We start from the raw sequence: 23,524 nt of genomic DNA, 5'->3' as shown, positions 1-23,524 counted from the left end.
GTGTAGACGAATGGTAGATAACTATAGTTGATTTAGAAATGCAGCACTGTTTTATTTATTTATCTTTACACCGAAGATATAGCTGAGGCTTTATATGAAGGAAATTACGAACAAATACTTGATTGCCGCTCTCCTGTTGGGTTTAGTATTTCATGGTAGTGCTATATTTTTCACTTTAGAGTCAACTTATGATGCATTAATTCACTTGTTTTTTGCGGATCATTATGCGAATAGTTGGTTCGAACCTTGGAATTATGAGTGGTATACTGGATTCTCCGTAATGAGTTATCCGCCGCTGGTGCACCAGAGCATAGGAATTCTGTCTTTAATTGGTGGATTAAAGTTCGGTATGTTTGCCGTAGCGATCATCGCGATTTTACTCTTTATTACAGGTGTCTATCGCTTTGCCTTGCTGATGACGTCTAATAAAACGGTAGCTGGATACGCTGCATTATTAGCTGTTTTTTCATCGTCATTCGTGGAAACACTGCATATTTTTGGACAACTGCCGAGTATAATTGGTATTTCTGTACTCATGCATTCATTACCAGAAATTTATCTCTGGTTGAAGACAGGGAAATTATGGTATCTAGCCACTTCTCTTTCATTAATTGCAGTTACTGTTACATCTCATCATGTGACACCTATCTTTGGAATGGTCTTCTTTATATTTCCATTAATAGGAATGGTCATAATGGATGTTTCCCGTGATCAAGTTTCATCTATGAAGGAAGTTACTTTCAAGGTTTTCCTGAATAGTTTTCTAAAGTTATTCAAGCGAATTGTAAGTTTCGGAATGCTTTCACTAGTCCTAATCATAGGTTGCATTCTACCATACTGGATTAACTCTAAAGCAAATCCGATTACTCAAGTTCCTATTCCACATGGATCTCGAGATAATTTCTTAGAAATTCTGTCTTCGGGTTTGGTGTTTTTCTTAATCCCGTGGGGTGTTTTACTCATCTTACTTCCCTATATTTTTTACAGGTATTATAGCAAACGCTACTTGTTTTTTGGACTATCTATCACCATTTTGACGGTGCTAGGAACGGGTGGTACGACACCGATTCCACTGAAAGTACTCGGAGAAACAGCTTTTAATATATTGACCTTAGATCGCTTTACGCTATGGGCATCAATCATGTCGTTACCTATTTTAGGTGAGTTTGCTTATCGATTCGTGGAAGGAGATCTGAAGGAATTAATCCAATCTAAATTCGGGGCAATATATCATCGGATTATTGGTGGAGTGCTTGCAGGGCTCTTTGTTTTTATGTTCATATTCACGATGAGTTTAGGCTATTTCAGACCTTCGCAACCGCAGAAGATTAAAATGTTGCCTATTGTCAATTTCTTGAATCAAGATGATCACGATAAGTGGCGTTTTTTGACACTTGGATTTGGTGATCAAATGGCATGGTTAAGCGCACAGACGAATGCGATGACGGTCGATGGAAATTATCATTCTGCAAGAAGGCTTCCTGAATTAACGACTCGGCCAATAGAGCGCCTAGAGAACTCCAAGTTTAAAGGTGTAGCAGGAATTGGCTCTCTTCAGCAATTTTTAACCACACCTGAAAAGTACAATCTCAAATATATATTCTCGAACGATAAATTTTATGATCCGATTCTATATTTCTGTGGTTGGCAGCGACTACGTCAATTGGAAAATGGGATTATGGTATGGGAACGCTTGAATATACCACCAGTCTCTTCTATTTTACCAAAAGATAAGATACCACAGTGGCTAAAATTACACTGGGGAATTATACCGTTTTTAACGGTGCTCATAGCTTTCATTCTTAATATACAAATGCTATTGGTCAATGCTTTAAAGACTAGAATCAAAGCACTTCCAGACTTTCTAAAGTATCCATTACCCTATAATAAGTTTTCCAGTGGTGTACTTAAGATAACACATATATGGTCCTTCTTTTTAGCTGCATTGGTTTGCTATGGAATATATCTTCTATACCTCAAAAATGACTCACAAAGAAGTCCTGAAAATGCAGTGATCTCCTACTACGACGCACTTGATTTCAAGGAGTTTAACAAGGCTTATCAATTAATTCATCCTGCTAGTAATTTATCTATTGCCCAATACATGTTAGAAGTTTCAGTAACAGATGGCCTTTTAAGCAGTTACGCGAAAATGAATGCGATAGAAACGGAGATTACTAATTACAATGATAGTACGGCATTTGCTAAAGTGATAACGGAGTGGATTACGCCACTAGAAAACATTGAAAAAATAGATTATAGAAAACTTTCAAGGCTGAATGGCAAGTGGTATTTACATCCCGAAGACTTAAATTCTGATTTGCCCCCTGATCAATTGTATTCAGATAATGTTACCAAGTATTACAACCAAGGTAGACGAAGAATTACCACAGAACAGACCCATCATGAAGATGTGTTAAAACAACCTGTATTAGAAGTAGTTTCTGCGAAATTAGTCAAGTATGATGGTCATTATGCCATTATTGGCCATGTTCAAAACATCGATAATGTCCCTGCGGATGTTATTTTAAAAGGAACTTTGTACAATGATGAAAATAAAGAATTAGCAACTTATAATGCGAAATACCATGTGAAACATAAGTTGATGCCTAAGGAATCAAGTAGCTTCAGAATTAACTTCGAAGGTATCGCGTGGTCTAAGACAGAAGACTCTATTCCGGACACATTTAATCCTGATGAGTTTACACCTGTTGAATTCGAAGAACAACCAACTAAGTTTAATTTACAAGTGGCGGGGAATGTGTCGGGGTCTGACTTGTATAAAAATATGGTCCTGAGTGAAATTCAGGTAGGTACTGAATCCGTAAGCGGTGTTATTTTTAATAGTGGGATTCAAGAAATTACGATTCCTCAGCTATTGATCACTTATTATGATAAAGATCAAAACATGGTCTGGGTAGATCATTTATTTGTAAAAGCTGGCATTCGCCAACAGAGAAAACAAGCATTTGACTATAAAATATTAGATGGAGGAGCGGTAGAAGTGATTAATGATGACATGAAGAATATTTTTGTAAATGGCTTGCCGAATGAAGCGATCGCTAAGAAAATAGTACAAAATCGAATAGAAGATCATATGAAATCGCACTTGATTAAAGTCAATGATCCATATTTCGGGTATATTAAAATAGAAATGAATAGTTATATAGGTAGTCCTAATTAATGAAGAAAAAACTCACATATCTCCTGCTATCAGTTCTAATTCTGATATCATGCTTAGTCCTTGCTCAGATGAGTACGAGTAATTCATATATGAATGGATTAAACTTAGAAGCTACTTACGAAGTAGGCAGTGACATCGTATTAAAGTTTTCAAAAGTTGCAGGGGAATCACCATTGATCTACTTGACCAGTAGTTATGGATCAACAGTCTTGTCGCCCGAGGAAAAAGATAATGAAATATGGTATAGACTTCCTTCGAATATCAGTGACAAAATAGGCGTCGTTCGATGGAAGTGTTTATCGGAAGGAGACGAACTTACTGGAAAATTTACCTTGGAACCAATAAATACGGTTGCCTCCTTAGAAACTTACATTGGCCCACCTAGTATAGAAGCTGGAGGAACAGATTATACGATGATGGTTGTTATTCCCACTGATTCATTAGATAATCCGCTTCCACAAAATACGCTGGTTAATGTGCAGCATCAATTTCTAGAAGTGGAAGAAAGTGAAGAAGTAGCGACTAAGCACTTAATTGCTTTTCAGAATCTATATTCAAAAAGGGAAAGTGGCCGCATGTTGGTTTCATCTTCTTGTTTAGGCGAAGATTCTAAAGAATTCAGTATCAATGTTGCTGCAGCGATTCCGGTTGATTTTTCGATCTCAGCTCATCGACCACACCATTATGCAGATGGAAATCAAATAACAACTTTCTCAACTTCTATCATTCGAGACAAGCACGATAATGTAGTTAGCGATGGAACATATGTCAATTTTTTAATTGCTAATGCTGATGGAAATACATTAAGTTCTTCGGGTACAACCCTGAGCGGTATTGCGACAGCCAAAATGATACATCCAGAAAAAGCTGAAACTTGGAGGGTAACCGCAATGATCGATGGAATAGCAGAGAGTAATTCGGTTGTTTTAGATTATGAGCAAGTCATTGAAGATTTTGAACTTACTTTTTCTGACCACAACAGAGCTTTAACTGTGGGCCCACTTCAGAGTTTTATGGGGCAAATGATTCCGGATGGGCTGCAAGTAAAATTATTCATTTATAAGGATGATCAACTCCTAGAAATTATCCCAAAAACCTCTGTAGAAGGATATGTAATATTTTACTTAGAAGAGGATATTTATAAAAACGGAGACTATCGATTTCAGATTCAGGCGGCAGGCATGGATAAAAAAATAGACAATATTAAACTATGGTAGGCTTCAGTAGAAACATATTACGCACTGCTTTAATCGCCTCTTATATAGGCATTATCGCTTTAATTGTCTCAGGAGTCAGTGCTTTGTTTAGCTACCTCAACACTGGAGCAGACAGAAGTTCGATGCTTCACACAGAAATTAAAAAGGCCGATCAGTACATTCCTACCGTTCAATGGGCGCCGATAACTAATGAAGGACGACCGATCGATGAAGAAAATTTGAACGGAATCGAGAATGATTACTTAGATGCTTGGTATGTGATGCAGGTTGCGTATAAAACAAATACCACTGCCGGAATAGAAGATTACTTCACAGATAATGCCCGAGAAAATATTTACAAATTCATTGCTTTAAATAAGGAAGCAAAAATTAACATCGAGTCGACCACATTGGCTCATCATCCTACGCTAGAATTTTTCAGTGAAGATGGACAACTAGCAGTGGTTACGGACCGAGGTGTAGTAGAATACAAGAGTGTTTATAAAGATGGAATTTCCATTCTAAAGACGAAGGAGGTTGCTGATTATAAAATCGTTCTCTTGCTTGAAGATGGATTTTGGCGGATTAGACATTTTGTGAAAGAGGAAGTCGAAGCATACCATCCAGAAACAATTGCGATTAATACAGACACGATCAATTTAAAAGGGATTAATTATTATCCGCAAGAAACGCCGTGGGACATGTTTGGCGATCGATTCGATAAAGACTTATTACTTAAAGATTTTATGCTCATCAAAGAAGCAGGGCTAAATTCTATTCGGATTTTTATTCAGTATAATGATTTTGGAAAGGCAGAAGTGAATCCAGATAAACTGGCTAAGTTGAAGATTGCGCTGGATGCAGCTGAAGAAACAAGGCTCAAAGTTGTGGTTACCCTTTTCGATTTTTATGGAGATTATTCGGTGTTGGACTGGACACTTAATGAACGTCACGCAGAAAAGATTGTAAGCACATTTAAAGACCATAAAGCAATCATTGCCTGGGATATCAAGAATGAACCTAACTTAGATTTCGAAAATAGGGGCGAGGAGAATGTTATAGCATGGCTTGATAATATGATTGATTTAGTAAAGTCAGTTGATTCTATTCATCCAGTTACCATCGGTTGGTCCAACATAGAAAGTGGCACTATTTTAAAAGATAAAGTGGACATTATTTCCTTTCATTACTACGAAAATCTGGAAGACTTAGATGCGAGTATTGCTGTTCTAAAAGCAGCTATTCCTAACAAGCCTATCGTATTGCAAGAGTTTGGAATTTCTAATTATTCCGGTTTTTGGAAGCCTTTCGGTTCTTCAGAGGAAGATCAAGCAAATTATCATCAGAAAATCCAAGAAATCATAGCAGCGAATGGCTTGCAATTCATGTCTTGGACTTTATATGATTTCACAGAAATACCGAAGGAAGTCGTTGGACGACTTCCTTGGAGAAAAGAAACCCAAAAACACTTTGGGTTTATCAATAAACACGGAGAACGAAAAGCCTCCTACAAATATATATCTACGCAATAGCTTCTTTTGCTACTTTCATTTCTGCTGCATCTGAATCCATCATAATCGCCTGAAACGTATCAAGGTAAATGTCTGCAATCTTAGACATTGGATATGCCGTCGCTGCTTCATAATTGGCCTTACTTAATTCAATTCTATAGTCATCGTTCGTAACTATTCTTTCAATGGCAATTGCCAAACTATCTACTGATGTAGGCTCAAAGAATTCACCTTTGTAACCTTCGTGAGTAACCAATAATGCAAGATCACCTAAGTCTGGCATGACTACTGCTTTTCCAAAACTTCCTGCTTGGTGCAATACACCAGAACTTCCAGTAGTAGAAGTGTATGGGAAAACAACAACTGCACTTTCATTGAATATGGTAGGAACTTCACTTTCTTCCACATAACCTGTGAAACGAACTTGAGGAACATGTTTGTAATTTTCTTGCACCTTCGCTAAGTAACCTGGGACATTTGGGTTGTCTGTTCCCGCGATCACAACTTCTAGATCTAGACCAGTAGATTTTCTAACTTTTTCTACTGCTTCTATCATCCCTTCTACTTTTTTATAGGTACCGAACTTGCCGAAAGTCATTATTTGCATTGGTGATTTCGGAATATCATATTGTGGCTCATCTGGAATTTCAAAAGTACCGTGTGGAATGAATTTTACATTCTTCGCATTATATTTTGATTCAAGGATGTCTACATATTTTTGCATGGTAACAGCAACCGTGTCCGCTTGAAGAATTAATCGTGTCAGCGTTGTTCCAATTAATCCATACACTTTCTGCATGAATTTATTGTTTGTGAAACCAGCACTTCCTAAGTCTACTTTTTCTAGGATGTTATGTAGCAACACAATGTTTGGAATCTTTTTCAATTTACATACCATAGGTAACATTAAGCCTAATGCAGCAGCAATCTTTTTATCTCCGAATTTCATGAATTGAAGATTAAATAATACCGCGTCAGGGGCAGTTGCATTGATCGCTTTTGTTACATTAATGATATTTGTATAGCTATTGAATTCCCAGCATTCTTTGATGGTAATTTTGCAACCATCTTCTGTAAAAGCGATGTCCTTTTCACCTTCTGTTTTATCGGTCAATAAAACGATTTCGGTTATATTTTCTTTTTGTCTGAATTGTCTAACTAAGTGGTATGCGTATTCGTTTAAGGTTACTTTACTTGGTGGGTATGCTGTTACGATTGCTAGTTTCATTTTTATGTTTTTTATTATACTTCAAATTTGGGCTTTTTATCTCTCTCTTCAGGCCAAGATTAGTTTAGGCGCACATTGGTGTAGACGAATGGTAATTTTCGTTAGATTAAGCATTTGCTACTTTAGCGATTCTCTGCTCATATACAAAGAAGGCAAGCTGGATGACTAATAATAGTACCATCGCAATGATCTGCATATGAACTACTTGTTCTAAACTATCATGGAAGAAAACAACGAGTCCCATCTGTAACATTCCGAATACGCCTGATATGATCACTGGAATATATTTGTCCAATGATAGATAGTAGTAGGCGAAAATATTAGAAAGGGCAAACAAGCCTGTAGCTAATGCATACTTCCATAATAAAGGTGCCATCGCTAAGTAAGATTCTCCGAAGAGTAAAGTAATGGCTGTCTTAGGAAATAAGGCACAACCAAGAATAATGATAGAAGCTATAATTGCAATGTAGCCCAAGTATTTGAACAATATAGGTGCCGTGTCTTTTCCATCTTTTTTCAGTTGAACAACAGTAGGTAACAATAACATCACGAACATCCATGCGATAAAGTATACGATTCGCCCGATCAATGCTAATGACGCATACAATCCAGCTTCATAGGACTCGAAATAATGCTTCACCATTAAAATATCACTGTTGTTAATAATGATTTGTGTTAATTCATAAAAGGCAGTTAGAATGAAGAAGTTTCTAATTTGCTTCCTTCTAGTTGGATCTACCAGTTCTTGTTTTATGGAAAAGCTAGGCATTTTAAACGGAAACAAACCAAATACAAAGGAAAGTAAAATACCTATCGCAATAACGATAGATGATTGAATATCAAATAAGCAGATTAATGATAATGTAATGACTAAACGACTGATCATTTCCCCTTGATAAGTGATGGATAAAGATTTGAATTCTTTCTTACCTTGAAAAATTCCTCTATTCACACTCATAATGAAATATAACGGCACTCCGATTCCAAAAATCACAAACATGCTGGATGTAGAAGTATGGAAAAGCGCTTGCAATTCGCCAGCGAAAACAACGATTAGGATTCCTAGTCCTATTCCTACTGCCGTAGCATTTTTATAGATGCTAGAAGTAAAAGCGCCAAACTTCGTATCTTCTATAAGCACTGAAAATTTTGCAGTGACCAACTGGAAGGTCATGGCTACAAAAGATAATACAAGCAGAAAGGTGATGAGAACAGCAGCATCTGCAAACTGGGCTGGGCCTAGTATCCTTCCCAGGACTAAGTTGTATACGTAATTCCCTCCATTGACAATTAAAACACTAAGCATGAATATTTGCTCAGGAGATATTTTTCTCGATTTTAATAAAGCTACAGCTTGCATATAAAATAATTTGTGTTGTTCATTTAGCAGTACTTGCTGCTAATTCTGTGTCAAATATAGAGAGACAATCACCCAAGAACCTTTTTATTTCGGTGAGTCGACGATTGGTGTCGATGAATGATTGAAAACGAATGCGTAACTTGCATTCATCATAAACACAGATTACATTGACAATAAAATCACTATTCTCCGCAACATTTTTCCTATTCATTTTCAGTCTTCATGGACAAAATATGGATGAAGGATTTACATATTTAGAAACTGGAAAGTATAGCCAAGCTGAAGTTTTCTTTAAGGAGATCTTGGCAGACTATCCTGAAAATAAAACGGCGCGGATATGTTATGGTAGAGCAATAGGCTTAAACAACAATGCCGAAAAAGCCAATGAGGTTTTTGCTGAACTATTGGCTGAGCATCCAGATGATCTGGAAGTCCAACTTAACTATGGTGAGTCTTTACTATGGAATAATTCGTTTTCGAAAGCGAAGTCTTATTATACCGATTTAGTGGAGGATAACCCAAGTAGTTTCCCAGCATTACTAGGTTATGCGAATACCTTATCGAACTTGAAAGAATTTGAAAATGCTTTAGTGTATGTCAACAAAGCCTTAGAAGTTTTGCCTGGAAATCCTAATGCATTGACCTCGAAAAAATACATATATCTAGGTTATGCCTACCAAAATCAACAGCAGCAAAATTATGAAGAAGCCGAAGCCTTGCTTTTAGAAAATCTAGAGCTGTTCGAGATGGATACGGAAACGATGCTGAACCTTGGAAATCTGTACATCATCGCAGATCAACTAGATAAAGCGAAATCGACTTATTCGAAAATCGCTGAAATGCCCGAAAGTCAGTTAAAAGGCTTAAATGGGTTGGCACTCGTTGCGCATCTAGATGGAAAAGATAAGGAAGCATTAGTTATAAGTGAGCAAGCTATCGAGGCATTAAATACGACACAAGAAGAAACAATCACTAATCAGACTCAGGAACGATATATCCAGAGTCTGATATGGAACAATAAATATAAAGAAGCGGATGCTCAGATTCAGCAATTGGTGGAGATTAAGCCAGACGAAAATTGGGTATTAGCACTAAGAGCAACATTGAATATCTACAAGAGTGACTTTAAAAAGAGTGTGAAAGATTACGAGCAAATCTTAGATAATGAGAAGAAATCTTTTGATGGGAATCTCGGAAATGCGAACGCACTGAAGGCCTTGGGTTATTATAATGATGCTTATCGTTATGCGGATTCCACACTAGTATATTATGAAAACCAGAAAGATGCAACAGCCTTTATCCAAGACTTGAATACGAGGTTTACCACTTTCCTAGAATCGAAGGCATCTTATACTTTCGACAATGGAGATAACATCGCCTACGCACTTCAGAATACGGTGGAAGTTCCGCTTTCGACGAAGTTAAGCCTGATGTCTAATTTTGGTTACCGAAATACATCTAACGAGATTACCGTGAATGAAGCAACCTCAAGCAATGTATCACTTGGTTTCTCTTATCAGTTAGCGAACAATTTAACTTTCAAAGGCAGTTCTGGTGTCTCTTCCGCAAATGCTAAAACACAGAACTACGCCCAACTGCTTACAGATGTTTCCTTCCATATCATTCCTTACAAACTGCAGATCTTAGATGTAGGTTACAAGCGAGAAATTCAGAGTTTTAATGCTGAATTATTGGATAGAGAAATCGTGATGAATAACTTCTATGCGAACTATAATATGAGTACTAATTTCAAACTGGGATGGTATTCGCAATACTATTATACCTTGCAAAATGACGATAATACTAGAAACTTGTTTTTCACTTCTTTATACTATAATCTATTAAAGAAACCAAGTTTAAAAGCAGGCTTGAATTACCAGTATATTACCTTTTCTAAGCAGCTACCTACGATATATTTTAGTCCTAAGAAGTTTAATGCTGTTGAAATTTTTATGAATATCATTAGCGATGAAGTAGTTGTAAAGCCTAAAGAATGGTTTTATGAGTTTACGGCAGCAACAGGATACCAGTTTATAGAAGAAAGTGATCAACAGTGGACTTATCGACTGCAAGGGAAGCTAGGTTATAAGGTCAATAAAAGATTCTTGGTTAATCTGTATGGCACGCATAGTAATATTGCATCGGCAACTGCTGCTGGGTTTACTTTTACGGAGCTTGGCTTAAGACTGAAATGGTATCTATTCGAAACACCGTTTTTCAGAAAATAATCCTTACTATTCATTTGAGATTGAAGTTACGTTTGCGCTCGTGGTGATCCAGTTCGCATTCAGCTACTTTTATTGATTTGTCATCTTACTCACGAATCGTTAATATTCTAATGCAGCTTGAGGCTCGCAATTCCTTCCTATTATACTTCATTTTTTTGCTTTTAGGTCAATGTTTAAAGCGTGGTAGCATAATTTCCACGAATATTCGACATCACTTCCAGGTAAGGTAGTATGCGTAATAGATATTCTTTAGTCAAACTTAGGTGTTTCTTTTCACAGATTCTTTTCTGGTTGAAACAAATAGGAGTTTAGATATTTATAAAGGTCAATAGTTGGATATGTGCCTTTAAACTGCTGAAAATTCTATAGAATCTCCATTGATTCAAAACCTTCTTTTCATCGATCTTTATTAAGAATAAACTAGTCTGTAATTGAATCATTGTCATGTACTATTACATTACTATCCTTTTGCTTTATAAATAATACATTTCTAAGCAAAACATATCTTTAATGCCTAATAATGATGCAGTTATAATTGGAGCAACGCAGGTTGAGAAGTGAGAAATGAAAGTTAGGTGTGGAAAATTTTCAATATAGGTTAGGAAGAAAAAGAAGTACCTATTTGAATGAAAATCAATACTAACATATCGTATTTGCTCTGAGCAAAATACATGAGATTTAAAGAATTACTCGGAGGTTAAATTACTGTTAGATTAGTTTAGACTTCTAATTTTTTAGGTCAATTTTAGAGTCCTTATTTCGAGGAAATCATTTTATAGTTAGTATGGTTCTTGATCACATGAATTAAAAAGGGGCAAATAAAAAGGGCAAAAGACCGCTCTTTTGCCCCGATAAAAAACACAAAACCATAAAAACACCCTTAAAAACCCTTTAAAAACCCTAAAAACTAGTACACGCTTAAAACACCCTTAATAATAAAAACGTGTACCTTAAAAAAAAAACACCTTAAAAACCTAAAAATTGGTACACACTTAAAACACCCTTAATACTCTAAACTGTGTACCTAAAAACTAAAACACCTTAATACCCTTAAACCTGTAACATCCTTAAAACCTTTTGAATTCATTTTCTTATTTAAAGACCAATTTGAGTGGTGCGTAATGAGAACGACTACTTAGAAGCTGGCAATAATAGAGTCCAGCAGTTAAGTTTTGTTTGTTAAATTCTATTTCATTATTTCCAGTAACAGCAGTGATACCATCTTGGAACACGATTTTTCCTGTTTGATTATAGATGACTAATTCCATCTCCTCTTTTTGATCAGCATTAAAGTGGATGCTTGTTCTGGACGTTGCAGGATTTGGAAATGCCTGGAGTGTCGCAATACCATTATGGTCTACACTTTCTATTATTAATTCTTTCGAGAAACGAACATCTGTTAATGCTAGTTTCTTGGTTGTCATACTACCATCTTTACTAACCATAGTGAAAACAATCGTTACCACATCATTTAAGATCATGTCAAGGTCTGTAGTAGAAGTGAACTTGGAGAATGGTAATTCATAAGATTGTAGTTCTTCATCTAGCAAAATCGTAGCTGTGAATTGTGATTCCCATTCAGTAATACTCTGTTTTACAAAAGTGATTTGAAGCTCACCGGTTCCTTTAGCATTAAACTTAAGACTATTGAAATCCGATAAATTAACTGCTTTGAATCTAGGAGTTAATGCTCTATAAACTGCAATATAATCGCTCGTTGTGGCAGATAAAGACACATTTCTTTCGATAGGAAATTCATCACTTTCGAAGTTGTTCTCATTAATATGGACTTCATAACTTTCTACAATCGTTTCAGGTGAAGAATCATCGATTCCCCATGGTCCGTCAGACATGAATAAATCATCAGGCATATTTTCTCCATCACCGATTCTGAATCCGATGTCAAACAAGTTGCCAGTTGGTACTTGAATGTTCGTAATGTAATTTTTATTTAAGTCAATGTTAGATTCTGAATATTCAAAGTCACTTGTCTCAGAAGTTCTGAATCCTGCATCTAATATTACGTTTTCAGTCGCATTGGTATTGATAATCTGTAAGTCTAAAGCACCATTAGTATACTTTCCTTTCCTTACAAATACTGTTGGAGCCTTTGTGTTGTTATACTCAGAAATTGGATTGACAACATTAATAAGATTTAGCACTTCCTCGCCAAGTAGAAAAAGATCATCTAATGAATTGGTCCAAATTTGAAAATTATAAAAAGTTACTTCTTGCTCATAACGATCTAAGTTCCAGTGGCTTTCTATAGAGAAATTATTGTCTTTATTGATAAGCTTAGCAGAGAAACTTAATACATATTCAAAAGTGCCATCTGCATTTTTAATAATAGACTTGATAAATGGTTGTTCGTTAATGTCTATTGTAGAAACAGAAATTAACTCAGCCCCTAACAACCGATCACAGATGTATTTCGTATGCTCATAAACTCCATTCTCTGTCTTTAGTGCTAGAATCGAAGCGACGCTTGCATCATTTTTTAGATAATCGACAGCATATACTTCGGTTGCATTGGTAATCGTTGCTAAATCAGCAGGTGTTGATTCGATGGCCTCATCTTCAGCTATAATTTCTAAAGGTATAAAGTCTTTTAATTCGAATTCTGTTTCACCATCTCTTAATGAATAATTCTGTGTTTTATACACTCGTGGTGCTGTCGCAGTATTAAATTGGTAGCTATTTTTTGCTCTATTGAAATTTCGTTTGTTGATTAAAGTGGAAAGTCTATTATTGCTTTCTAATCCACCCGCATTTCCACCTGAGGTAGGTAATTCGATTACTGCACAATCTCCGAAACCTGAACATGAAGGATCTTCGCAATCTATCAGGCCGTCACCATCATCATCTATTCCATTATCACAGATTTCTTGTGCTACTGGAGCAGTTGGGCATCTTGCACCATCATTGCTCGCACTAGAAGGCCCGAAGGCAAATAAATTAGAAGAAATACTTGCTGTATCATTAATGTCTTGGACACTTTGGATGACATAAATGGTTCCTGTTTGGTTTGCAGAAACATAAAAACGACCAGATGCATCAAAATAAACTGCACCATAAGTATAACTTAGTCCGGATAAGATTGGTACTTCGCCCAAAGCTAATACATCACCGTTTTCTGGATTAATTCTATAAAGTATGTTCGTATTCTTTTCTACTGCATAAATATTTCCATCTACTGCATTAAATGCCCAGTCGTGGATGCTGATGTTCTTGGAAAGTTTGCCTGTTGCGATGAATTTAGAATAATCACTAGATGCTGGATCTAAGTTTATTTTGTAATAGGTGGATCCACCTCCCTTTAAATAGTACACGCCTTCGCTATTGATATCACCTACATAACGACCACTGTCTGGTAATTCAGGAATGTAATAGGTGGTCGTAGTGAAGTTTTTACCTATTCTAACTATGGTTTTACTTGGAGTAGATAATGATCCCCAGATATATCCGTCCGCTGGATTGTAAGCGGTTGCGTTTATATTTCCAGGAGTTACATCTTCCGCAACAACGTATGAATTTCCTGAAGCAAGATCGATTGCATAGACATCATTGTATTGGAATAAATAAGCGCTGTAATCACAATTAAATGGAATTTCTTGCGCATTCAGTGCTAGACTTGAAAGGATAAATAATAAGCTTAGCTGCCACGTGTTCTTTATGCTCAATGTAAATGTTCTCATTTATTTATAATTATTTATATGTCAAATTTAAGGACAAATGAAGGTTGAATTTTTAATTTTCGATTGGGAAAGAGTTAGTGTCGGTAAGTGGTAGATTTGTGTAGTTGTGCTGTATTTTAAGATGTGTGAATATTGATAATGGCTAAGCTGTTTTATAACTTTTTATACCTGATTTATGTCAATTTTAATTGCCGTTTGTATTGAGCTAGATGCCTATCATTACTATTGGTAGCGGCAAATGCTGGTCTAAACTATAGAACGGGTTTAGAAGGATGACAATTTCTATATATTAGCTTTTAGTTCCGGATTTCATTTAAAGGAAATCTCATCAATGATCAAAGAAAGGGGCTAGAGAATATGTTTTGTCCTGAAAAGGATAAGGATTAAGATCGGAATTGAAAAAAAATCTATAAGAGATTCAGCCGCTTCATTAATTCTGGTCGATTCGAACGACTAACTGGAATAACTTCTTTTTTGATAAGGACGCTATTGTCTTCGATATCTACGATTTTTTTTACATTGATGACATAGGATCGATGAATCTTTAAAAAGAGATCCTGTGGTAATTTGTCTTCTATTTTTTTCAAAGTAGAATGGACAATGTAATTTTTAGTTTCTGTTTTTACATTAATGTAGTCGCCTTTTGCTTCGACTAGATATATACTAGCGATATTGATTTTCACTAATCTCCTGTCGATATTTACGTAAAGATCCGTTTCTGAACTGGATTCTTCTTGATCTGAACTTTCGACTTCTACTGCTTTAGGCATAAAAGACTGAGCTTTAAGGATCGCTTTCTGGAACCGTTGAGGAGTTATAGGCTTAACTAAATAATCGATAATGCAGTCAAACTCAAATGCTTGGATCCCGAAATTGGTATCGGAAGTAGTAAGAATAATCTTAGGAGGGTTTTTCAAGGTTTCGATAAAATCTATTCCCGAAAAATCAGGCATATGTATATCTAAGAAAATGAGATCGACTTCGTTCTGATTCAAATACTTAATAGCCTGCATAGCATTCGGGAAGTCTTCTAAAACATTTAGGATGTCTACTTGTGCACATAATTGCCTTATGATTGCTCTTGCTGTGGCCTCATCATCAATGATAATACAATTCATTCTACGTATTAAATCTGTTGCAGATATTCGGTTATGGTATCAAGAATAGATTTGAATTCAATACTTAGGTCAGTCTTCCCTTCCAGTAGATTGTTTTCAAAATCTGATGCAATCCCATAACTCTTTTCAAGACCTAAAATACTAATTTTATGTTTAAGTTTATGAACGTTGTCAGCTGCTGCTTTAAATTCTCTATTTGTGAAATTAGAAATGTAGGTCTCTCTTTCCTCTGGGTATTCTAATTTTATAATATCGAGTAACTTTTGTTCGAAGGCTGTATCTCCACCAGACATGCTCTGGATATAACTCATATTAGGTTGTTCCATATGGCTCTTTTTTTAAAGTAAAATAAAAGGTAGTTCCAATACCAAAAGTGGATTCTAACCAGATCTTTCCGCTATAAACATCCACGATTTTTTTAACGATAGATAAGCCGATACCCGTAGATTCTGGATTGTTTTCTAACTTCACAAAGGTCTTGAAGATTTTATCAAAATAAGCGTTTTCTATTCCTTTTCCATTGTCTTTAATGAAAAACTCCCAGTATTCTTCTTTGTCATGATAACCGATTTCTACTAAGCCTTCTTCTTTATCATTATACTTTATGGCATTAGTGATAAGGTTTTGGAAAAGCTGTTGCAGCCTATATTTATCACCTTTTATGGTTGGCAAACTACCTCTGTTTGTAATCGTAATATGTTCAGGAATTTCTATAATATTTAAAATATCCTCCAGAAGGGTATTGATATTTACATTGTAAAATTCAAAGCTGTTTTGACTAATGGTCGAAAATTCTAGGATGCCATTAATGAGCGAGTCCATTTTTTCAACATTGTTCCTAATCAACTGTAGACTTTCTTTTCCGCTCTCATCTATCGTATCTTCATAATCTTCTTTTAGCCATGCAGTAAGTGTATCAATGCTTCGTAGAGGTGATTTTAAATCATGAGAAACCATGTGTGCATAATCACTAAGTTCCTGATTTTGATGTGCTAATTCAACTAATAATTTTTCTCGTTGCTTATTGATTTCGACAATCTCTTTCGTTTGATTATCAATAAAGTCAACCAACTTTGAGCCGTTTAAATCGATGTTTTCCGAAATCTGCGACTCGGGTAATTCATAGAATTTCAATGTCTCGATAACGTGCTTTAACTTATCGATTACTTCTTTCTGCGAGGTACTTTCTTGTCTAAGCTGTTTATTAGCAGTGAATAATTCTTCTGAGCTTAGAGCCATAGCTCTCTGCAACATAGAAAACTGTTCATCATAATTATTATAAGATCGCTCAATGGCGTCTAGAAATGGCCCTAGTTCGGGGCTAGCAGCTTGATCATCACTTAGAAATTTTCGTATTTGTCTTTTTAAAAGGGAATTCATTATTCGCTAATTAGCGTTATCGTCATGGTCTGATTATGTAATTGGCAATTATTTTCACCATGAAATGGCGCAATTTCGCCGTACGAATAGAATCCAGAAACGGTCGTGCTTTTACCTACTACGGCCACTACTTCCTCTATTTCTTCTTCTACTCTCTGATCAAGGACTAGTTTTCGCCCGATACAACTGACGAGTAAAGCTAATTCAGGTTCGTTCTTTCTTAACTCTAAAGCTTGCCTTGCTGCACGCTCTGAAGCATTTGCGATATTATCCACATTGGTCATCATCAGTTGGACAATCGAATTTTCAGGAATATCACCTGCTAATATCATCGCATTTTTCTCTTCGTCTATATTTAAAATACTTCTTACGATAGATTGGTCTTCATCTTTTGATTTTACATTAAGAGGATATAATAAAGCTGAGCCAGGAAGTTGTTCTGACTTTTCACCTAAATATTTCTTGTAAAGATCTAGCGCTGGTAATCCGTCTAATTCATATAAAATGTTGGATTCGGATTTAGTGACCACACGCTCAGGTCCGAAAGGTGTCCATCCTCCATGAATAGAGAATGTTACTTCTAACGTTTCACCATAAAAACCGATTGCAACGATTTCTCCTTGCTTGGGATTCTCATTGTAGGAAGCCAAGGTTTTTTCGAAGCGGGCTTCATCACCTGTTAATCCACCAGTAATAAGTACATTGCTTTCTATTCCAGAGTTCATTCCTTTTGCCAGTTGGCTACCATTGATGAAACTTCCATCAGAAATCACATAGATGAATTTTAAGCCTTCGGTTGGGAATTGTTTTATCAATTCATTTCCAGTTTTATAGCTATCTCGTTCAGAGTTTAAAACATTACTTGTTTTAATGACGAAGTTACTTTTTTCAAACTCTATAGCCGTCAATGAAATCGCTTCTTCATGTACAGAATTTGCTGTGATATCACCACATGTAGATCCAAAAACCACTTGACTCTCGGGATAAACTTCCTTTATCTCTTCGTAGACATTAGGATTTTCCAATAGAAATCTATTTCCAAAAGCCAAGACTAATGGATTTTTAAGATCTTGTTTCGGTGTGATATATTCCCAATCTTTATTTTTTTCTTTCTTAAGTTGAACCGTTTTCATTACTATTTTTTTAAAGTGAAATAAAATGTTGTACCAACACTTGGTTCACTTTCTAACCAAATACTGCCTTGATGTAATTCGACGATTTTTTTGACGATGGATAATCCTATCCCAGTTGAATCTTTACTTTTCTTTAAAGAATGGAATATTTTGAAAATCTTATCATGAAACTTTTTATCAATTCCGATACCATTATCCTTTATTGAAAATTGGAAATGCGTGCCTTTATCTTCGGAAGTGATTTCTATGATGCCGTTTTCTTTATCTATAAATTTCACAGCATTACTGATTATATTCTGGAATAGCTGCTGTAGCTTTGTTCTGTTACCATGGATGGTCGGAAACTTGTTCAGGAAATTAACTTTGATGTGGTCTGGTAAGTATAAGATTCTCAATAGATCATTAAGCATATCATTAATATTTACTTCTGTCTTTTCAAGGTTTTCTGCCCCAATACTTGAATATTGCAACACATCGGTAATCAGTTGCTCCATTTTTTCTAGCGTTGCTTCTATCAATGCAATATTTTCCAGACTTCCTTCATCTAACTTATCTTCATTATCGTTTCTTAACCAGCTCACTAATGCATTAATACTGCGCAAAGGAGACTTTAGATCATGCGAAACTACATGAGCATATTCATGGAGTTCATCATTACTTTTTTCTAATTTTTTAAGTAGATTTTCCTTTTGATGTTGTAAATTTTTAATATCCGTAATGTCAAAGTTGATCCCGATTGATCCAGTAAATTCACCATTAATATTGTAGTTTGGTGCACCACTTACTAACCAGTATTTGGTTTCACCTTGTTTGTTTTGGATCCTAAGCTCGTACAGTTCTGTTTTTCCTTTTTTACGCTCTATAACTTTTTCATCCATTAATTCTCGATCCTCTTGAAAAGGAAGTAAATCTTTTCCTTTAATCCCAATGAGTTCTTCTTTAGAATAGCCAGTCATGTTAACGAAACTTTGATTGACCATTAGTATCACGTCATTTTTATCTACCTCGACGAGTCCAAGATTCATGTTAGAAATAATATTATAGTATTTCTGTTTCTCATTCTCCAGACTTTTTCGATAAGTTCGATTAAGCGTAACATCCTTAAAAGTCCATAGGTATCCTCTTGATTGATCACCATTCACGATGGGCATATAGTTTCGCTCTAATATCCTTCCATCTTTCATCTCCAGTTCTTCACCTATCACGATTTCTTTTTTCGCGTCTATTGCTCTCATTCGACTGATAAAGGCTTCAGGATCTTTAAATAAGACGCTGTTTTGCTCAGAGGCCTTAGTACAATCTATCCCTTTAAGACTGTCTGGTGGGATTTGGATGTTGAAAATCTCTGTGAACTTATTGTTCGTTAGCACTATCTTTCGATTTTCATCTTCGAGAACAACTCCACTATCTAAATTAAGAATAAGTGTAGAAAGCCTACTTTCAGATCTGATTAACTGAACTTCATCTTCTTTCTCTTTGGTTATATCTCTTACGATTCCTTGAGCAGCAACAGGGATACCTTGATCGTAAATGACGCTTGCATTGATGTGGACAATCTTTGATTCATTGGTTTTCGTAATGATATTGACATGGAAATCGGTTATCGAACCCGTTTCAAGAAGTTTGGTAAATGCTGCTGTGACCCTTTCATTCTCATTAGATTGGACCATCTTTAATAAATTAAAATCTTCTTTATTATCTAGGAAACCTAATAAAGAAACAGCAGCATCATTCATTTTTAGAATATTACCATTTAAATCTATGATGACATAAGCATCAACTATATTTTCAAAGACACCTTGTAATTGCGAATCAGTTCTTGTAAGCAAGATTTCTAAATCCTTATTTGCTTGGGATAATTTCAGATTGACTTCAAAGAGTTCGGCAGACTTACTTTCTAAGATTTTTTCAGCTTGTTTCCTAGCTGATTTTTCTCTTAATAGGGCTCGCTTTAATATGTCAATTTGATCTTGACTCATGAGTTTTTTCGGATTATAAACTTAACTTCTGTTCCATCCTCTTTTATTTTCTCGAACTCAATATCGGCTGAAGAATTAAAATGTTCGAAGGTTTTATTCATTAAGCCTAATCCGAAATAGTGCATGGATCTACTAGATTTGTAGATCATAATAAGCAAAGTATCTGTCTTTTCTAAAACTTCAAAAGTGGGAAGTTCAGCATCAGGGTAAATTTTCTGAACTTCCACATGTATATGATTCTCTATAGAAGCTAGCATTTCGATCGGATCTTTATACCTAGCTATTAATTTGGGATGACTGTTTTCTAAGACACTAAAGAAATGTTCCGCATAGACTAACAGTAGATTGTCAATTGAAATGTTAGTATGGTCACTTAGGTGCTGCAAAAGCTGAAGCATTTCTGAAAATTCATATGTCCCAACAGATGTATAAGCACCACCAGATTCTAATTCCGATTGGTTAATGATCGTGTCAACCATTTCTAATCCGAACTTATCTTCAACTAATTCTAAAAATTCTGTAAATACAATCCCCTTCATTATATTTTCTTTAATTCGTTAATACTCCAATATTCTAATAATTTTTCAATTTTTGATACATATTCCTCATATTTTAGAGGCTTTAACACATATCCGGCAATACCTATTTCATAGCATGCTATTAAATCTCGCTCGTTGCTAGAAGTTGTGAGTATAATGGTCGGTACATATTTCAAAGTTTCATCATTCTTAAGAATGGTTAAAAACTCAATGCCATTTATTTTAGGCATATTTAGATCAAGGAGTATGATATCAGGGATGTTATCTTTTACTTGTAACAATTCAAGTGCCTCTTCACCATTGTTTGCTTCTATTATTTTATGCGGAAGTTTTAATGAAGAAATCGCACGATTCAGTTTCATCACCTCTATCATGTCATCTTCGATTAATAATACTTTGAGTGTCTTCATATTTATAGTTTATAAAATATATGATTCAAAATTAAAGGATTATATCAACTAAAAATTATAAATTGGTTGCCAAGACATTTAGTGTAGATGAATGGTAGAAAAGTATAGATGAGCTGCGAATTGTGCCTTTTGATGCTAGTCGAATGGATGATCGTTGGGCTTTTAGAAACCAATAGAAATATGGTCTCTGAGCTATTTTTTCATAGGATTAATGCTCGTTTCCACTGTATATCCACATAGGCATTGTTTCGCCAGCTTTTTCGAAACCTACTTTTTGATAGAAGTCTATCGCTTTTCCATCAGCTGTTAACATTTGCATATGAAAATGAGCATATTTTTCTTGCATCTTTGAGACGATTTGCTGACCGATTCCCCTTCCTTGATACTCTGGATGAACTAGCAAATGCGGGTAATAAACCACTAAATGACCATCTGAAATAGCATTGCCTAATCCGACTAATCGCTTTTCTTCCCAAGCGGAAATTAGCGAGTGAGAATTCATCAGTCCTTTAAATAGAACATCAGGTTTTTCAGCTGCACTCCATTGATTTGCTTTGTACAATTCGATGATTTGATGTACGTCAATATCTCTAGTTTCTGAAATGGTTATGTTCACACTTGATTATTTGTTTAATAGTTATATTTGAAATTCTTAGACTAATGACTAACTTTTATAAATTTCTCTATGCTTATTCTACCATTGACTGGATTATGGAATTTTAAGAAATAGACACCATCTGCTCTTGTCCTAATGTCTATATAATTCGACGCTCCACTCGCTAAATGAAAAGTACTAATCAAAATTCCGCTGGCATTATAAAGTTGAACATTTTGATTTTCTGCAAGGCCAATGATTCTTATTTCCTCGCTACTTGGATTAGGTAGGATGTAAATTGGCTCTGATAAATGTTCGATGTCTATCTGGCTTGATGAAAGACTATTGCACCCCATATTCTCGATCGTTGCTTGATATTTTGGCGCAGGAGTAACAGAAAGATCTTGATCCATCGTTTCTAATACACCCCAACTTCCATACCGGGCACTTCTAGGATTGACAAACGAGAAATTCATCAACAACATCGGCTCGTTTCTATCATTTAAGGTTCTTACTTGATTAAACCATTCATTATATAAATTATACATAGATGTATCACGCTGAATAGCTAACAATGCTTGACTATAACTAGGCTCTACACCGAAAGGATTAGGAGTCAAATGTTGCCCGCCTTCATAAAATGCGAGTGGCACGCCGATCGAGTCTGCAATACTTTTAATTCCTCGCATCCATTCCATGTGTGGCTCGAACCCTAGTCTGGCATGATGAGCAATATCACTTACGGTTGCATTAGCACCAAGTCCATCTAATATGGCTTCTGATTCTTCATTATAAGAAAAATAGTAGGCTGGTGAAATGGCATCGACCGTATTCGGAGCCAAGTTGTAGCAAATCCGTTCACTTACATCTAACCATCCCGTCTGAACTGCAGCTACTCGAGTTAATCTTTCTGATTCCTCAGCAAAACTTGCCGTCCAGTGATCTAGTGCATTCTGAATATAAGGAACCGTTCCTTCTGGCCAAGTAATCCCTTTATCTACACAGCCATATTTATTAAGCCATTGTGCTTGACCAAATATCCAATTCCAGATTTCATTACTGAATTCTACATAAATATGTCGTTCGTCTTCAACATTGTCCCTGAAGAAATCTGCCATCTTACGGATGTAGTCATCACTCGCTCTATGCGGAATACAGACCCAGCCATCTATATCTTTTAGATTCATTAACTCCACCATATATTCATAGGGAATACCCTTGTGTCCCGTATAGGTGTATTGTCCTATTTTCGCTCGCTCATCCCAGTCTGCTAATTCAGGTATTTCCCAGTTGTAACCATCTTCTTGGCCCCAGAAATTAGTGTTTCCCCAGTCCATAAATCGAACCGTCTGGAACGGTTCTAGTTTGTCTAACCACAACTGGTAGAAGGGTTGAGTCTCATAAGTATCCTCAGTGCCTGGCATTAATAAGCGCATGTTATGAACCGGATTGTTGATGTCGGAATAAGTCATGATGATCTGTAATAATCCACCGATCGGATCTAAGTAATCAAACTCATAACGGTTATCATTCACCTTCTCTAGGTTCGTAAGTCCTCCCCACAATTCGAAATCTCCGTTTCCATCCCAAAGCAGCGTATATTTTCCTGGAGGCCAGCCATCCGTTCCATCCCATACGGTTGCAACTTGTTGAGCTAAAGCTTCTCCTTCTATGGTCTGCGGAATATGAGTTGGGTATCCATTTTCATCGTAAGTCAGTTGACTAGCAAGTTGAGTATCCCATTGATAATCTGGATCATTAACTCCTTTCGTATACCATTCTCGACTCACTTTCATCAAATTTACAAATGGTATTTCTGTGCCATAATCAGCTACGCCTGATAGGTTTGTTCCAATGTTTAACTTGCAACTATCTGGTAATTGCGCTATCGCAAACGATGTAGGAATAAGAATGAAAAGGAGACTTTTAAGTATAAAATGATGCATAGTTCTTCTGATTTCAAATTTA

The 23,524-nt window shown here is 35.8% G+C and carries 16 protein-coding genes; 4 read left to right on the top strand and 12 right to left on the bottom strand.

Features of this window, described 5'->3' with window-relative positions:
• Nucleotides 1–94: 94 nt before the first annotated feature.
• The 3 genes from L2586_RS07630 to L2586_RS07620 are packed head-to-tail and all read left to right on the top strand — an operon-like array spanning nt 95 to nt 5,912.
• Nucleotides 95–3,184, top strand: coding sequence for a hypothetical protein (locus tag L2586_RS07630; RefSeq protein WP_235292272.1), 3,090 nt, complete (start codon nt 95–97; stop codon nt 3,182–3,184).
• The gene (locus L2586_RS07625) at nt 3,184–4,401 is read left to right on the top strand and encodes a hypothetical protein (protein WP_235292271.1); all 1,218 of its coding nucleotides are present in this window, start codon (nt 3,184–3,186) and stop codon (nt 4,399–4,401) included. Before L2586_RS07630 ends, L2586_RS07625 begins: the two co-directional genes overlap by 1 nt.
• Nucleotides 4,395–5,912 (top strand): glycoside hydrolase family 2 TIM barrel-domain containing protein, encoded by a 1,518-nt coding sequence (locus L2586_RS07620; RefSeq protein ID WP_235292270.1) that lies wholly within the window; start codon nt 4,395–4,397, stop codon nt 5,910–5,912. Before L2586_RS07625 ends, L2586_RS07620 begins: the two co-directional genes overlap by 7 nt.
• Here L2586_RS07620 and L2586_RS07615 read toward each other — a convergent pair.
• Nucleotides 5,902–7,119: a glycosyltransferase gene (locus tag L2586_RS07615; protein WP_235292269.1), complete on the bottom strand. Its 1,218-nt coding sequence runs from the start codon at nt 7,117–7,119 to the stop codon at nt 5,902–5,904. The genes L2586_RS07620 and L2586_RS07615 overlap by 11 nt on opposite strands.
• Before the next feature lie 106 nt (nt 7,120–7,225).
• On the bottom strand, nt 7,226–8,479 hold the full coding sequence (locus L2586_RS07610) for an oligosaccharide flippase family protein (protein WP_235292268.1): 1,254 nt from the start codon (nt 8,477–8,479) through the stop codon (nt 7,226–7,228).
• Nucleotides 8,480–8,646: 167 nt separating this feature from the next.
• Between L2586_RS07610 and L2586_RS07605 the strand changes: the two genes are divergently transcribed.
• Nucleotides 8,647–10,707, top strand: coding sequence for a tetratricopeptide repeat protein (locus tag L2586_RS07605; RefSeq protein WP_235292267.1), 2,061 nt, complete (start codon nt 8,647–8,649; stop codon nt 10,705–10,707).
• 1,091 nt (nt 10,708–11,798) lie between these two features.
• On the opposite strand, the gene L2586_RS07600 is transcribed toward L2586_RS07605, so the two are convergent.
• From L2586_RS07600 to L2586_RS07555, 10 genes are all read right to left on the bottom strand, one after another.
• Complete coding sequence (locus tag L2586_RS07600) at nt 11,799–14,402, bottom strand: DUF6923 family protein (protein WP_235292266.1); 2,604 nt, start codon at nt 14,400–14,402, stop codon at nt 11,799–11,801.
• A 407-nt stretch (nt 14,403–14,809) separates the two neighbouring features.
• Nucleotides 14,810–15,520 (bottom strand): LytR/AlgR family response regulator transcription factor, encoded by a 711-nt coding sequence (locus tag L2586_RS07595; RefSeq protein ID WP_235292265.1) that lies wholly within the window; start codon nt 15,518–15,520, stop codon nt 14,810–14,812.
• 8 nt (nt 15,521–15,528) lie between these two features.
• Nucleotides 15,529–15,846 (bottom strand): hypothetical protein, encoded by a 318-nt coding sequence (locus L2586_RS07590; protein ID WP_235292264.1) that lies wholly within the window; start codon nt 15,844–15,846, stop codon nt 15,529–15,531.
• Nucleotides 15,833–16,900, bottom strand: a complete 1,068-nt coding sequence (locus L2586_RS07585) for a sensor histidine kinase (protein ID WP_235292263.1) — start codon at nt 16,898–16,900, stop codon at nt 15,833–15,835. Before L2586_RS07585 ends, L2586_RS07590 begins: the two co-directional genes overlap by 14 nt.
• Complete coding sequence (locus L2586_RS07580; RefSeq protein WP_235292262.1) at nt 16,900–18,033, bottom strand: FIST signal transduction protein; 1,134 nt, start codon at nt 18,031–18,033, stop codon at nt 16,900–16,902. Before L2586_RS07580 ends, L2586_RS07585 begins: the two co-directional genes overlap by 1 nt.
• Before the next feature lie 2 nt (nt 18,034–18,035).
• Entirely contained in the window at nt 18,036–20,012 is a 1,977-nt protein-coding gene (locus L2586_RS07575) for a PAS domain-containing sensor histidine kinase (RefSeq protein WP_235292261.1), read from the bottom strand.
• Nucleotides 20,009–20,551, bottom strand: coding sequence for a heme NO-binding domain-containing protein (locus L2586_RS07570; protein WP_235292260.1), 543 nt, complete (start codon nt 20,549–20,551; stop codon nt 20,009–20,011). The genes L2586_RS07575 and L2586_RS07570 overlap by 4 nt, the downstream gene beginning before the upstream one ends.
• Nucleotides 20,551–20,961, bottom strand: coding sequence for a response regulator (locus L2586_RS07565; protein WP_235292259.1), 411 nt, complete (start codon nt 20,959–20,961; stop codon nt 20,551–20,553). Before L2586_RS07565 ends, L2586_RS07570 begins: the two co-directional genes overlap by 1 nt.
• Nucleotides 20,962–21,169: 208 nt before the next feature.
• Nucleotides 21,170–21,577 carry a GNAT family N-acetyltransferase gene (locus L2586_RS07560; RefSeq protein ID WP_235292258.1) on the bottom strand — a complete coding sequence of 136 codons (408 nt, stop codon included), beginning with the start codon at nt 21,575–21,577 and terminating at the stop codon, nt 21,170–21,172.
• A gap of 41 nt (nt 21,578–21,618) precedes the next feature.
• Entirely contained in the window at nt 21,619–23,502 is a 1,884-nt protein-coding gene (locus L2586_RS07555; protein WP_235292257.1) for a T9SS type A sorting domain-containing protein, read from the bottom strand.
• Nucleotides 23,503–23,524 lie beyond the last annotated feature (22 nt).

Origin of the sequence: Portibacter lacus (assembly GCF_021533215.1) — a bacterium.
GTDB classification, from domain to species: Bacteria; Bacteroidota; Bacteroidia; order Chitinophagales; family Saprospiraceae; genus Portibacter; species Portibacter lacus.
Note: the sequence above shows the minus strand (reverse complement) of the source record. Positions and strands in the feature narration are given on the sequence as shown.

Bases quoted from the DNA above. Each gene is read 5' to 3' on its own strand.
- L2586_RS07565 (WP_235292259.1), bottom strand. From the start codon at position 20,961: ATGAAGACACTCAAAGTATTATTAATCGAAGATGACATGATAGAGGTG.
- L2586_RS07580 (WP_235292262.1), bottom strand. From the start codon at position 18,033: ATGAAAACGGTTCAACTTAAGAAAGAAAAAAATAAAGATTGGGAATAT.
- L2586_RS07575 (WP_235292261.1), bottom strand. From the start codon at position 20,012: ATGAGTCAAGATCAAATTGACATATTAAAGCGAGCCCTATTAAGAGAA.
- L2586_RS07610 (WP_235292268.1), bottom strand. From the start codon at position 8,479: ATGCAAGCTGTAGCTTTATTAAAATCGAGAAAAATATCTCCTGAGCAA.
- L2586_RS07625 (WP_235292271.1), top strand. From the start codon at position 3,184: ATGAAGAAAAAACTCACATATCTCCTGCTATCAGTTCTAATTCTGATA.
- L2586_RS07600 (WP_235292266.1), bottom strand. From the start codon at position 14,402: ATGAGAACATTTACATTGAGCATAAAGAACACGTGGCAGCTAAGCTTA.
- L2586_RS07585 (WP_235292263.1), bottom strand. From the start codon at position 16,900: ATGAATTCCCTTTTAAAAAGACAAATACGAAAATTTCTAAGTGATGAT.
- L2586_RS07620 (WP_235292270.1), top strand. From the start codon at position 4,395: ATGGTAGGCTTCAGTAGAAACATATTACGCACTGCTTTAATCGCCTCT.
- L2586_RS07615 (WP_235292269.1), bottom strand. From the start codon at position 7,119: ATGAAACTAGCAATCGTAACAGCATACCCACCAAGTAAAGTAACCTTA.
- L2586_RS07590 (WP_235292264.1), bottom strand. From the start codon at position 15,846: ATGGAACAACCTAATATGAGTTATATCCAGAGCATGTCTGGTGGAGAT.
- L2586_RS07555 (WP_235292257.1), bottom strand. From the start codon at position 23,502: ATGCATCATTTTATACTTAAAAGTCTCCTTTTCATTCTTATTCCTACA.
- L2586_RS07595 (WP_235292265.1), bottom strand. From the start codon at position 15,520: ATGAATTGTATTATCATTGATGATGAGGCCACAGCAAGAGCAATCATA.
- L2586_RS07570 (WP_235292260.1), bottom strand. From the start codon at position 20,551: ATGAAGGGGATTGTATTTACAGAATTTTTAGAATTAGTTGAAGATAAG.
- L2586_RS07630 (WP_235292272.1), top strand. From the start codon at position 95: ATGAAGGAAATTACGAACAAATACTTGATTGCCGCTCTCCTGTTGGGT.